Source organism: Methanoregula sp. (genome assembly GCF_028712425.1).
Classification (GTDB): domain Archaea; phylum Halobacteriota; class Methanomicrobia; order Methanomicrobiales; family Methanospirillaceae; genus Methanoregula.
In genome coordinates, this window is record NZ_JAQTQD010000009.1 from 1 (window position 1) to 12486 (window position 12486).

14 protein-coding genes are annotated in these 12486 nt (G+C 49.5%); 8 read left to right on the top strand and 6 right to left on the bottom strand.

Going from position 1 to position 12486, the window contains the following annotated elements; genetic code table 11:
• Positions 1-286: 286 nt before the first annotated feature.
• Positions 287-2008, top strand: a complete 1722-nt coding sequence (locus PHF39_RS06340; protein WP_300221775.1) for a hypothetical protein — start codon at positions 287-289, stop codon at positions 2006-2008.
• Between the two features lie 241 nt (positions 2009-2249).
• Here the strand turns inward: PHF39_RS06340 and purF are convergent, their stop codons facing one another.
• The 3 genes from purF to PHF39_RS06355 are packed head-to-tail and all read right to left on the bottom strand — an operon-like array spanning position 2250 to position 4105.
• Entirely contained in the window at positions 2250-3671 is a 1422-nt protein-coding gene (purF, locus tag PHF39_RS06345; RefSeq protein ID WP_300221778.1) for an amidophosphoribosyltransferase, read from the bottom strand.
• Between the two features lie 12 nt (positions 3672-3683).
• Positions 3684-3866, bottom strand: coding sequence for a 50S ribosomal protein L37e (locus PHF39_RS06350; RefSeq protein WP_300221780.1), 183 nt, complete (start codon positions 3864-3866; stop codon positions 3684-3686).
• An 11-nt stretch (positions 3867-3877) separates the two neighbouring features.
• Positions 3878-4105, bottom strand: a complete 228-nt coding sequence (locus PHF39_RS06355; RefSeq protein WP_015284099.1) for an LSM domain-containing protein — start codon at positions 4103-4105, stop codon at positions 3878-3880.
• A 180-nt stretch (positions 4106-4285) separates the two neighbouring features.
• Here PHF39_RS06355 and PHF39_RS06360 point away from each other — a divergent pair, with 180 nt between their 5' ends.
• The 6 genes from PHF39_RS06360 (at position 4286) to PHF39_RS06385 (ending at position 8426) form a co-directional block, all read left to right on the top strand.
• Positions 4286-4783, top strand: coding sequence for an RNA-binding protein (locus PHF39_RS06360; protein WP_300221785.1), 498 nt, complete (start codon positions 4286-4288; stop codon positions 4781-4783).
• 123 nt (positions 4784-4906) lie between these two features.
• Positions 4907-5269 carry a cell division protein SepF gene (sepF, locus tag PHF39_RS06365; protein WP_300221787.1) on the top strand — a complete coding sequence of 121 codons (363 nt, stop codon included), beginning with the start codon at positions 4907-4909 and terminating at the stop codon, positions 5267-5269.
• A gap of 4 nt (positions 5270-5273) precedes the next feature.
• Positions 5274-5798: a ZPR1 zinc finger domain-containing protein gene (locus tag PHF39_RS06370; RefSeq protein ID WP_300221790.1), complete on the top strand. Its 525-nt coding sequence runs from the start codon at positions 5274-5276 to the stop codon at positions 5796-5798.
• A 136-nt stretch (positions 5799-5934) separates the two neighbouring features.
• Positions 5935-6615, top strand: coding sequence for a hypothetical protein (locus PHF39_RS06375; RefSeq protein ID WP_300221792.1), 681 nt, complete (start codon positions 5935-5937; stop codon positions 6613-6615).
• A gap of 337 nt (positions 6616-6952) precedes the next feature.
• Entirely contained in the window at positions 6953-7378 is a 426-nt protein-coding gene (locus tag PHF39_RS06380; protein ID WP_300221795.1) for a hypothetical protein, read from the top strand.
• 634 nt (positions 7379-8012) lie between these two features.
• Complete coding sequence (locus tag PHF39_RS06385; protein ID WP_300221798.1) at positions 8013-8426, top strand: hypothetical protein; 414 nt, start codon at positions 8013-8015, stop codon at positions 8424-8426.
• Between the two features lie 4 nt (positions 8427-8430).
• Here the strand turns inward: PHF39_RS06385 and PHF39_RS06390 are convergent, their stop codons facing one another.
• The 3 genes from PHF39_RS06390 to PHF39_RS06400 form a co-directional block, all read right to left on the bottom strand.
• A complete protein-coding gene (locus tag PHF39_RS06390) occupies positions 8431-8946 on the bottom strand; it encodes a phosphate-starvation-inducible PsiE family protein (RefSeq protein WP_300221801.1) in 516 nt (171 codons plus the stop codon).
• A gap of 107 nt (positions 8947-9053) precedes the next feature.
• On the bottom strand, positions 9054-9179 hold the full coding sequence (locus tag PHF39_RS06395; protein WP_300221803.1) for a hypothetical protein: 126 nt from the start codon (positions 9177-9179) through the stop codon (positions 9054-9056).
• A gap of 62 nt (positions 9180-9241) precedes the next feature.
• Positions 9242-9820, bottom strand: a complete 579-nt coding sequence (locus tag PHF39_RS06400) for a flavodoxin family protein (RefSeq protein WP_300221806.1) — start codon at positions 9818-9820, stop codon at positions 9242-9244.
• An 850-nt stretch (positions 9821-10670) separates the two neighbouring features.
• Here PHF39_RS06400 and PHF39_RS06405 point away from each other — a divergent pair.
• Complete coding sequence (locus PHF39_RS06405; protein WP_300221809.1) at positions 10671-12485, top strand: DUF6345 domain-containing protein; 1815 nt, start codon at positions 10671-10673, stop codon at positions 12483-12485.
• The last annotated feature ends 1 nt before the right edge of the window (position 12486 follow it).

Here is a 12486-nt window from a genome sequence, read left to right on the forward strand (position 1 = left end):
CGATCTTTTATTTGTCTCCTTACTAGTTGAGCACACATCTTGGTATGGAGACAATGTACCTTAGATCTTTTGGTCATTCGCCGTTCTCTTTTCTCTCGTTCAAAGCATTTCTACAGAGCAAAATTTTGTAACCAAGCTTGGCAATTATAATTTTTCAAAACAGGATCAGATGAGAATAATTCAAGCTCTCAATAGCAGAAAATCAATCGAATCGCTGGTCTTAAATAAAGAACGAGAGCTACAGCAAAAATCCCTCATTATCAGAGATCAACGAAAAGAAATCCGGATGACAGAAGCATTTTCTCTTAAGGCAAAAGATCCAAACAGCAGGATACCAGAGGGGGGTATTGTGAAATTCTCTTCTGATGGAATTACACGGGTTTTTAACGCCCAAGGCGAACAGATTCTTGACGTGAGGGATAGCAATGCTCAGATGGTGATGACACCCTCTGGAAAAATGATTCCCGCGACTCATGTGTTTTCAGTGCCTGAGGACGTCATCGTGTATAACTCAGGAAATCGTGATTACTATATCCGGGATGAAAAAATCCTGTTCATCAAGGATTTTGGGGACGAAAAGGACGGAGATTTGGTTAATAAAATCCAAGGTTTGCCCGGACCGTTAGGGAATACCTGGGTAGCATATGCAGAAAGCGATTCAATCACGAATCCGGCTATTCTTACATCCCAATTGGTTGTCCCTCATAGTCCGTCAACTTCTGTAAATATCTTATTCAATGGCCTGCAACCAGAGGATGGATCGTATATCGTTCAGCCTGTTGTTGCATTTAATTATAATCAACATAATGGTAATGGATTACGGTGGCAAAACCAATGGACCGGCGCTTCATGGTTATGCGATGAATCTGTTACATGTGATCACGGAGATCCAGTTCTTGCTGTTAATGAGGGGGATACTATTAATGGTGCTGTTGGTCGAGTCCCTCTTCCGGGACCAATTCCTGATTTATGGGTAATTACAACTACCGATATCACGTCAGGACAATCCACAACATATCTGAAATTCTATAAAACTACCAGTCCGAGCCAGGTTGTCACTACTTATGAGATAATTGAGGGTTACTTAGATCGGCTTAAAATATCCGATACACCTTTTACAAATATTGTGGCAAGAGATACCTCATTTAATTCAATCCCACTTACAATGCACGGGCAGTACCATCTCCTTGATCACCCTCATTTGACAGGGCTGTACGTTGATACTTCTCAGTCACCATCAAAAATTACAATTTTTACTGACTATTCATTTTCAATTACCACAACTACTGAAGGAAATGGTGAAATAAAACCAACAGAAGGAGAAATTATTCCTTCTGGGATTTACTCAATAAAAACAAATGAGGATAAAGAATTTACAATAACTCCAAATTCCGGATACATAATCGATAATGTCCTTGTAGACGGACAATCAAAAGGGCCTCTATCCACATACTCATTTAGACTTGTAAATCCTGAAGATATGAAAGACCATACAATCTCCGCTATCTTCAAGGAGAAGACCCTCCCCGCCATCGTCCCGCTCTGCCAGGCCGGCGAAGCATTTGATGCAACCCTCTATCCACAAGGCTGGCCGCAGTCCGATCCAATGACATTCACCTGCGACTGGGACGGCAACGGACGGGTGTACGTATCCGGCAGCAGTTCGGAGCTCATCGGTACGCATGCCGATGACGGGTTCACAGTTGATACACCAAATGGAATCCAGTTCGATGCCGAAGGCCATTACGCACATCAGCATGCGCCGTTGGATATTACCGAGGGCATGAACAGTGGATCAAACACCCTTACCCTCATTGTCAGGAATTATATGGGATTATCCATGAGTTACGGATCTTCAACCGGAATTGGAACCGATCAAGTACCGTATATCGTTGAGATTAATGATCCGTCAATGGCGGCTACAATGCGTTCAATCGTGTCAACGACACCGCAATTCACCCCGAACAGTACCTCACTTGAAGGAGCCGCATTTACGGAAAACGCATGAACGGCATAATGATTGGTGGAGACAAAAATCTTTTTTCGTCATTTTTTATGAACACCCTTGGGGCAATGGTGAAATCGCCCCTCAAGATCTCACGTCCCAAAACTCCCGAGCTTAACCTGGATCGTCGAGTCAACGAAATCGATCCTTCAGTGCAGGCCTTTAACTACCATTATTCAGGATTATCTTCGATTTTTTCAAGATTGTTACAAGTCCAATAGCTGCCGAAAGTGATTACGAAAAGTCACGCCTCATAACTCCCGAGCTTGGTCTGGTACGTAGCGTCCACGAAATCCACGTTGCAGGTCTTCGCCTGCTCGCCTTCGATAGGGAGCGGGTAACAACCGGTCAGGCAGCCAAGGCAGAGGTTCTCGCCGTCGAGCCCGGTCGCCCTGATCAGGCCCTCGAGCGAGATGTGGTGGAGGGTGGTTGCGGTGATGCTCTTCCTCACTTCCTCCTCGGTCCGGTTGTGGGCGATGAGCTCTTCCCGCGTGGGGAAGTCCGTGCCAAGGTAACAGGGAGCCTTGATGGCAGGCGAGCCGACCCGCATATGGATCTCCCGTGCACCGGCATCCCTGACAATGCCGATGATCCGCTTCGATGTCGTGCCCCGGACAATGCTGTCATCGACAAGGACAACCGACTTGTCTTTTAGGTGCGCCCGGATCGGGTTGAGTTTCATCCGCACTGCCCGCTCACGTTCCTTCTGCGTAGGCATGATGAAGGTCCTCCCGATGTACCGGTTCTTCATCATGCACTCGACGAACGGTATCTTCGAGCCCTCGGCATACCCGATCGCGTGTGCGGTCCCGGAGTCGGGGACCGAGGATACCGAGTCCGCTTTCACCGGGTCCTCTTCATACAGGGTTTTTCCGATCCTGCGCCGCACATCGTACACCAGCACACCGTCGATGATCGAGTCGGCCCGGGCAAAGTAGATGTACTCAAAGACGCAGTGCGCACAACGACCGGCCACTGCCACCTGCATGCACCGGATCCCCTCCGGATCGATCCGGATGAGCTCCCCGGGTTTTATATCCCGGAGAAACTTTGCGGAAAGGGCATCCATGGCAACGCTCTCGGAGGCAAGCATGTACCCGTTCTCGGTCTTCCCGATGCCGATGGGCTTGATCCCGAGCGGGTCGCGGAAGCCGTACAGGATCCCGTCGATCATGATGATAGTGGCGTACGACCCCACGAGCTTGTGCATGCAGGTCCTGACCGCGTCCTCGACCGACCCTGAGTTGCTCAGGGCGTTGATTAAGATCTTTGCGATGATCTCCGTGTCTGTGGTGGTGATGAAGATCTGGCCCGAACGTTCATACCCGGCCCGGAGCTCGCTTGTATTGATCAGGTTCCCGTTGTGGGCAATGGAGATGAAATGATCCTGGAACCGGAAGTTCAGGGGCTGGATATTTTCCGGAAGGTTCTGACCTGTTGTCGGGTACCGGACATGACCGATCCCGGTCGTCCCTTTCAGGTCATTTAAAACAGGAGGAGAAAAGATCTCGGCAACCAGACCGTTTCCCTTGAATTTATGGAGGCTGGTGCCGTCAAACGTGGAGATCCCGGCGCTCTCCTGCCCGCGGTGCTGGAGAGCATACAGGGCATAATAGAGCTGGATTGAGACACCGCCAGCATCCACGATGCCAACGATTCCACACATGGTACAACCCTGTTAATGCGTCGGGATTTTTGGTTTTTTCGTATCCCACTTGTGGCTTGTGATCTTCGTGCTCTTGCCAAAGCCGCAGGAAGAGCAGACTTTCTTGTTGGCGTGGAACGAGATCTTCCCGCAGCGCCGGCAGGCGATGTGAGTGAACTTGTTCCGCTTACCCATTGATGGAGTGCCTTTTGACATGTCGTTTCACCTTATTCGAGGGATGGAGAGATATAAATCACGTTGTCTCCGCGGACGATGAGCGTGCCTACTTTCTGGACCTGTCCGTTCTCCACTTCCTCGGCTTTGTCGAGAACGAGGTTCATGTGTACATCATATCCCTGGAGAACGCCCCGGATTTCTCTCCCGCCTTTGAGAGATACAATAACGGGCTGACGGTTCAGCACCTGATCCAAAATATCCAACGGCCTTTTGGTCATAATAATACCCTGTTACCATCGCTCTGGAGTAATATATGTGTGCGAGCGGATCACTTAAACATACCGTAGATCCCAGCATAGCAATAAAATTTCCTGCGCTGGCGTCCCCGGGCAGAGGTACGAAAAACGGCCGGTATGCAAATTTTTTTCATGCCTCCGCTCTGAATGATGTGCAGAACGATGAAAAAAATTGTCGTAAAGAAACGCCACTCGATCCGTAAGAGCCAGGCGCAGGATCTGCTCGCCCGCTTATCGGAGCAGATCGGCCCTTCGGCAAAGCTGTTCAGCGCCGATATGATCGAAGTCCTCGAGACCACGGCGAATGTCTCGCTCTACATGGTGAACAAGAAGCCGGTGCTGATGGCAACGGATGCGTGGGTCTTTCCTACGCTCAAAGGGGCGGTGCAGTACCCGTTCCCCGAGCGCCGTGTTGTTGTGGATGCCGGCGCAATCCCGTACGTGGTGAACGGTGCCGACATCATGCGCCCGGGGATCGTCTCGTGCACGGACGACGTGAAGGAAGGCATGCCGGTCCAGATCGTGGACGAGCGGCACGGTAAGGCGCTGGCCATCGGAATTGCCCTCTTTGATGCGCCCGGGTTGCGTGCAGCAACGACAGGAAAGATGGTGAAAAAGTTCCACCACGTCGGTGACGAGATCTGGAACATGGAAATATGAGCCGGATCAGGATCCGGCGGGCCTGCGGAAAAACGGCCGATTTGCTCTTTTTTTCCCAAAAAATCCCTTACCGGCGGGCTCTGAATAGATACTATTAAATAAATTCCTTCATTAAGTTTTTTTATGGTTAAGATCATAGACACCCTCCTTGGAAAAAGCGCCTCCCACGCGGACGACGAATACATGGAACTGGACCTTGCGTCGTACGAGGAACACGGCAGCGGTCCGGCCCTTCTTGTGAAGATTGCAACGATCAGCGACCTCAAGGACACGCCCCGTGTCAAGGATGAAGTCTACTCCGGTAACATTGTCATCGTGGACATCTCCCGGCTGAAGATGGACAAGATCTCGTACGAGCGTGTCTTAAAAGACTTAAAGGAAGTTGCAAAGGACGTCAACGGGGATATCATCGGCCTTGGCGACCAGCGCTATGTTGTCTTAACGCCCATGTCGGTGAAGATCTCCCGCGACAAGATCGGTGGATAATCGCGTGGAGAGAAAAGTCCCGGGACCGTGTCCAAGCTGCAATACTGAAATCGATTATCTCTACAAGACAGAGAATATTCCCTATTTTTCCGATATCCTCATCATCTCCGCCATCTGCCCGTCCTGCGGGTACAGGTTCGTGGATACCCAGCTCCTGAAGCACGGCGAGCCGGCACGGTACACGCTCGCCGTGGAGAAGGAAGACGACCTCGCAGTCCGCGTTGTGAGGAGCATGAGCGCCAGCATCGAGATCCCCGAGCTTGGCGTCCGCATCGACCCCGGCCCCCAGTGCCAGGGATTTGTCTCGAACGTTGAGGGCGTGCTCGACCGGATCGAGGAGGTTGTCAAGGGCGCTTTGAGATGGGGAACCGATGTGGAGAAGGAGAACGCTGCGGAGCTTCTCGCGGATATTGCCCGGGTGAAGGCCGGGCTGTACCCGATTACGTTGATCATTGAGGACCCGGGCGGGAACAGCGGGATCGAGAGCGAGCGGGTGACAAAGGAGAAGTACGAGCCGGAAGAGGAATAGTCTTTCAACTTTTTTTGATTTTTTTAAATCGCACACTGTATTCTGTGCGTTTTTTCATAGTTTCAGGGCCCTTACTTGACTATAAAAGCGATAATTCAAGGCACCATTAATGTATATTGATACTGGAATAATTCCTATGAAATTGGCTCAACAAGTACTGTACGCAATTGATGATGCAGGGGCGAACAAGTTTGAGTCTGCTTTACTACACGCATGCATAGCAATTGACACAACCTCAAAACGACTTACTCTCGCAAAAACAAAGGTTCGGGATAGATATGTTGCTTGTCTTCGTAACTACTATTGGATTTTGGAGCCAATGCTCGGACCAGGAATTAATTTGGTCGAAACAAAATTTGAAAACATACAATCGAAAAATAATTGTTCGCCCGACTTAGCTGAGATTATTTACGAAATTTTCCGTTGCTCCCATGCTCATGGTGATGAAGTTCCTATTGCGTTTTCTGTTACCCCAACTACAGATTCTGAATGTTCCAGATGGATTTTGGGAAATGGAGAAATACATATGCCGGATCGGATAATATGGGCTCTTCTTTCAGTAGCTGTTTTTTCGAGGGTCAACGCAAGTGAAAAGTCTGACGGAAATTATTATCTCTCGCTTGGCGATCACCGCTTTCTTCTTCGTGAATGGTGGGGGCGAGAAGATGATTTTCGCGTTATTGCCGCCCAATATAATCAGACAAGAGTCACGCTTGACAAACTCGGTAGATTAGAAAAAGGTAATGAAAATCCTGCGCTCGACAAGACTATGAATTTAGAAATAATCCAGCCTTATGCCACACAAAGGCGCACTTAAGCACTATCCTTGGTAATGCAATTCCCACTTGCGATATCTCGTAATACCCTCCTATATTTTTCCTCCGGGTAATACGTCATCATCGCCTCACAGGGGATGCCCACGCGGCGGGGGCAGAGCCCCCAAGAGCGTCAAACCAATTCTAAAAAAATTTCCAGACCGGCGGTTCTCATTATTAATCTAACCTCATCAATCTTGCAAATATAAATAATACTGTATCTTACAATAACAATGGAAATTTTCCGGCACATTCACATCGTCACGCCGCTATTCCCAGAACACCACTCAAAGAGCACCTGCCCATGATCACCAGCACAAATCACCAAACGGATCATTCATGAAACGCGGCCGGCCATCCACAACCGGAATCAACGATGCCGTTGCCATCGCAAAGAAACGCGGCTGCGTGATGAGAGTAACGTACTCTTCCGACAGCGTCTGCGATTTTTTTATCCGGACCGTAACGCACGTGACCTTTGTCCGGCTCATTCGTATTGAAAAGATCATTGCGCCCGCGAGCGAGATCGAGCACAAGTACCGCGAGATCATTGCCGAGCTCCGGCTGTTCCCACAATCACTGCAGATTAAAAGGGAGCTCTGGGTCTACAACAAGTACGGAACGTATCGTTTCTTCCGGCTGACTGATGATGGTCTGGAAGAGAGCCAGCAGAGTGGGGAGCCGGCCAAAAACGGCGAACCAGAACCCGATGCTAAGCCAGAAGGGGGGAACAATAAGGAAACCCCTGCGACGCCTCCGTCGTAGATAGTATTCTCCCCCCTGAAAAAACACCCTATCGGAGATGTTCCCCCGAAGATCCCGTATCGGGGATTCTACGTCGGAGAATTCTGACTCGACAAAACCCCTTAGGACTAAGTACCCCAAAAAGCAGGACTAAATCGCGAAAATACAGGACTAAGTACCCCCTTTTTCCATTTTTTACGTCGATAAAAAAAGACGCAAATAGCGCTAATACAGCCGCGAAAGTCGGGTCCGGACGGACTGGGGGATGTGGTTTTGGAAGAAACAGGGGGTCCGGATCGAGTCTGTCAACGGGAGAGACGCCCCCCCTTGCGCCATCCCGCCCCCATGGGGGCGTGGGCGCCGGTGATATCTCCGTATTACCTTCATGCGATCCACTCTGTTGTTGACAGGTAATGCAGAGGCATCGCCATGCGGGGGATGCCCACGCGGCGGGGGCGGAGCCCCCAAGAGCGTCAAACCTCTGTAAAATTTCAGAAAATTTTTCTTAACGAGTGATCATATTTTTTCTCAATCTTAATCGCAATTTTTTTTTTAAAATTATTTTTGAAATGGAAATAATCTAATTATTCCAACCCGATCAAATCATCAATCTTCATCGTCCGGCAAACAATACAATCACACAAAGGAGTTCCCCATGCCCCACCCCCTCACCTCAACCTGGCGCTGCCGGCTTGTCGGCGCCTTCCTGACCTGGCTCGTACCATTTGTCTGCGCCATCCCGTTCTACGGCCCGGATGGTCTCCTGATCGACCAGCAGCTCTTCAAGTCGCTGATGATCGTGGTCGGATCGATCACGGCAGCGATCCTGATCGTCCGGCTCTTCCGCACAATCGAGCGCAATTACATTCGCGAAGCGATCATTACCGGCATTGTCTGGCTGCTCGCCAACTGGGTGCTGGACCTTATTGTGCTCGTTGGCCTGCTGGGCATGACGCTGCCGGATTATGCTACGCAGATCGGGCTGCGGTATCTGGTGATCCCGGTGATGGTGATTGTGGCCGGGGTTGTGGCGGAGGAGACGGGGAAGGGAAAAACAGGAGATGTGTAAGGTTTTACACATTTTTCGCGGTTTTATCCGACCCTCCCGCACCTTTCCTGCGGTACTCCTCCAGCGACTTCTTCATCTCATTGATGACCGAACCTTTCATCTCTGTCTCAATCTCCGTCTTCCTCAATGCCCCGTAATGCAGGAGGAAGAGGAGCGCGATGAAGAGCACCGATACTGCGATGATCGTCCAGGGATTGATCTCGAGGATACCCAGCAGAATGATCTCGCGTAACACGGAGACAATGCCGACTTCGATCATGATGTCAACAGCTATCCGGTGTTCCCTGAGATAGATGATGAGGAGCCGGTAGATCTCGACCAGTACGAGGACATAGATGAGTTCCGCTGCAATTGCCCTGAACTCAAGGGGTTGCCAGAGGGATAATATCAGGCTTGCAATCACCTTCAGCATCAGGACGAAGAGCACAACGCAAATCCCAATAACGATAACGTCCTGGATATTCTCCAGCAATCGCCGGAAAATATCATGGATCCTTGTGTATAATACTTCCACGGCCATAGCAAAAATTAAGGTTTTTTCAAAAAAATATTTGAATTTTACGGGGGAGAATACCGCAGCCGGTTACAGACAGGACGGAAAGCAAACCAGGGAAAATCACTTAAAATTCAGATCTCTTTCTGGTACATCACCACGTCAAGGACCTTCCCGGACTTCTCCCGATATTTTTCAGGTGCGCACACTTCAAGAAGCCGGCCTTCTCCATCAGCCGGATGCTTATTGTATGAATGCATTACGATCGGGAGAGGCGGTCATATTCCGCCATGGCCACGATCGAAGAAAACAGTGCGAAAAATTATTTCTGGTGGATCTGCCTGATGAACCACGCGATGTTCTCGCCCAGCTGTTTCATCGTGTCGATCCCTTCCTCATCGGACTCGACATCGCCGGGTTGTAAGCCCTTGGCATTGTTCCAGTACCGGGAGCCGGCACTGAACATGCCGCTGATGCCGAAGTAGTGGTTGATGCAGTCCACGGCGCAAACCGCCCCGGACCGGCGCTCGGCCGCGATACCGGCACCGACCTTCTGCCGGAACAGGTCGCCGTTCGCCTTGGCAACGAAAAACGCCCGGTCCATGAAGGCCTTGATCTCCGGTGTCACACCGGAGAAGTACGTGGGCGTCCCGATGATGATGGCATCGGCTTTTACCATCTTCGTGATGCACTCGTTCACCATGTCGTTGTCCTGGATGCACTGCCGGTCAGCGTTCTCGAAGCATTTCCCGCAGGCCGTGCAGGGCCGGACATTCGTCCCGCCGATCTGGACCAGTTCGGTTGTGATACCTTCCTTCTCGATGGCGTCCAGCGTGTGCCGGATCAGCCGGTACGTGTTCCCGTCCCTGTTGGGGCTACCATTGAATGCGATGACGTTCATTCTCGTGTCTCCTTCCTCTTCCGGTATAACATCGGTAGTCTGGATATTAGAGTAACCGGTTACCGTGATGGTACCGGGTTTCCTGAAGGGTATCGTGCCTGTTCGGTGTAACCCTCCGGATCTTCATCCTCTCCGACTGCCTGCTCTCCCCCGGTGTCCCGGCCGCCCTGCTCCCGGTTCTGAACCTCGTCGCCTTCCTTGTTTCCCTTGCCGGGATCTGTCTCGTTATCCGCGAGAAGACTGCGTAAACAAATTAGATCAAAAAATTCCGGGGATTTCAGGTGATTTCCAGCTTCCCGAGCCACGCCCCCGGCTCCTTCACAACCGTACCCACAACCTTCGCCCTTTCGCTATCTTCATGATGCACGTCACGCTTTTCTCAGGCGCAATGTTCACTTATCCCATGCCCATGGTAAATTTAAATCTCCTTCTGGTACATCACTACGTCAAGGACCTTCCCGAACTTCTCGCCAATATTTTTCAGGTGTGCACACTTCGAAAAGCCGGCCTTCTCCATCAGCCGGATGCTTGCCCGGTTATCCCCGCAGATGTTCCCGGGTGAGTCGGGGAACGTGATTGGGTTTCATTTTGATTAACCAATTTGAGTCCAAAATATTAGTTTATGTCACAAAACAAAATAAAAAAATTAATAATAAAAAAGATCCTATTAAATTTGATCAGGACGATACCAAAGACAGTCGCCACCTGATATAACAAAAAAAGCTGAGCTCACCAAGCGACGAAACTGTGTTGAGCCCGCCTTGCCCGTAGGCATGGAACAATTCACTTCTGTACTGAAGAAGATTGTGGTCATGCCTCTAAAATCAAATCAAAGAGAGGAATGGAACACATGATCACCAGACTTTCTCTATTCCGAGGTATCATTGCGTTATTAATTGTGACATGTATTATGTCCGCAGTCAGTGCTGCTAACACAACAAATGCAACGTATTTCAGTGAGATCACTTCGAAGGATAAATTATCAACGACCGGATTTGAAGCGATTCAACAAAATCAAACTGAATGTCCTTCCCCCTCAATTACTGGGAGGCTCCTGATTTGTCGCTCCAATGAAAGCGTTATCGCTGTATATGATAGACACGGGAGAAAAATATTTACTGCCGAGGATTTGAAAAAAGGAGCATCTGAGAATGTCCTATCTCAATTTTCAACACATGTTAACGAGAGAGTATATGGCTCAAATCTTGTTGAACGTGCAATTAATGGCCAATTTGATCAGGTTAAGATAACCTTTGAACAGTACTTATCGTATATCGAAACCGGTTGTTGGGATCCTCCCACCCCTGCTGGATGGGCATTCATTGGAGATGAGGAAGATACTTCCATGTATTGGGAACCTGACGATTGGTCTTCAGAATCTCACTCAGATTACCATGCTGCAGTATTCTTCAGTCATTATGGACATCGAAGTGGAATTCAAACCACCCTTGATGCCTCTGGAGGACAGTATATACGTATAGCAGTTGGGCCCAAGGGAGATAACCCGTTAGAAATATTCCTTGATGACATTCTCATTGGAAATATAACTGATAATTTCTCGATTCAGCAATTTGATATTTCCAGCCAATCCTGGACAACAACAAGTATTTTAAAGATAGTTGCTGCCGGAGGAAGTGAGGAGTGGGGTACTGGTTCTCTGGTAGAGAACATATCCTTGATGGCGAGTGACTCCCTTAGTGACCCGGTATCTTTGTTTGATGGCAATCCCCTTTTTGGGAATGCCCCGCTTAATGTATCATTCACGGATACTTCTACCGGATCACCAACATCGTGGAACTGGTCATTTGGAGATGGCGGGATATCAACACTGCAGAACCCGTCTCATGTATATACAATGGCCGGAACCTACACTGTGAGCCTGACAGCAACGAACGCTGCCGGAAGCAATACAACAGTTCGCTCTGGATATGTGAATGTGACGGCCCCGGCACAAACAGCGTTCTATGTATATGCTGAAGGAGTCGGGATGTATCATAGCACGCAAAACGATCTGAGTCTGGGGAACCAAACCCCGGGACATTTCTATAATCTCATCAATGGTCAATGCGGGTCTGTCGATACTGAAAAATGCTGGTATGGGCGGGGGATATATCTCGATGACAATGCCGGTTCAGTTCATTGGAGTGCCGCCGAACAGGCAAGCAGCTATGCCGATAATGCGGATTTCTCTGTATTTGTCGGGCACGGATGGAATAACGGGATAGTCTTCGGCACACAGAATTCCGCTCTGGAATTATCCCGTTCAAATATGCAGTTTGGGGGCAACCGGGCGAAATGGGTGACGTTCTTTGCCTGCGATGTGCTCAACCAGAGCAGCCAAAGCAACTGGGAATCTGTATTTAACGGCGTGCACATCGTGAACGGGTTCGATACGCATGGGTTGTTGTACGATGGACAGGGAACGAAGTATGCGCAAAAATTGACGGGTGACGGAGCAGAAGATCGAAAACCAATCCGTACTGCTTGGAGAGAGACACTTCAGGAAACTATCAACAAAGAATACATCAAGGGGGCTTACATGTGGGCAAATCCCTGCGGTAGTGATTACCTTCCGGGTTTCGGTGATTATTGTTCCGCTCCAACAAAGGGCGGTCAGGGAGATTACGACATAACGTGGCGGAACTTCAATTGTACAATTTCCTAAT

Bases quoted from the DNA above. Each gene is read 5' to 3' on its own strand.
- PHF39_RS06340 (WP_300221775.1), top strand. From the start codon at position 287: ATGACAGAAGCATTTTCTCTTAAGGCAAAAGATCCAAACAGCAGGATA.
- purF (WP_300221778.1), bottom strand. From the start codon at position 3,671: ATGTGTGGAATCGTTGGCATCGTGGATGCTGGCGGTGTCTCAATCCAG.
- PHF39_RS06350 (WP_300221780.1), bottom strand. From the start codon at position 3,866: ATGTCAAAAGGCACTCCATCAATGGGTAAGCGGAACAAGTTCACTCAC.
- PHF39_RS06355 (WP_015284099.1), bottom strand. From the start codon at position 4,105: ATGACCAAAAGGCCGTTGGATATTTTGGATCAGGTGCTGAACCGTCAG.
- PHF39_RS06360 (WP_300221785.1), top strand. From the start codon at position 4,286: ATGAAAAAAATTGTCGTAAAGAAACGCCACTCGATCCGTAAGAGCCAG.
- sepF (WP_300221787.1), top strand. From the start codon at position 4,907: ATGGTTAAGATCATAGACACCCTCCTTGGAAAAAGCGCCTCCCACGCG.
- PHF39_RS06375 (WP_300221792.1), top strand. From the start codon at position 5,935: ATGAAATTGGCTCAACAAGTACTGTACGCAATTGATGATGCAGGGGCG.
- PHF39_RS06380 (WP_300221795.1), top strand. From the start codon at position 6,953: ATGAAACGCGGCCGGCCATCCACAACCGGAATCAACGATGCCGTTGCC.
- PHF39_RS06385 (WP_300221798.1), top strand. From the start codon at position 8,013: ATGCCCCACCCCCTCACCTCAACCTGGCGCTGCCGGCTTGTCGGCGCC.
- PHF39_RS06390 (WP_300221801.1), bottom strand. From the start codon at position 8,946: ATGGCCGTGGAAGTATTATACACAAGGATCCATGATATTTTCCGGCGA.
- PHF39_RS06395 (WP_300221803.1), bottom strand. From the start codon at position 9,179: ATGCATTCATACAATAAGCATCCGGCTGATGGAGAAGGCCGGCTTCTT.
- PHF39_RS06400 (WP_300221806.1), bottom strand. From the start codon at position 9,820: ATGAACGTCATCGCATTCAATGGTAGCCCCAACAGGGACGGGAACACG.
- PHF39_RS06405 (WP_300221809.1), top strand. From the start codon at position 10,671: ATGATCACCAGACTTTCTCTATTCCGAGGTATCATTGCGTTATTAATT.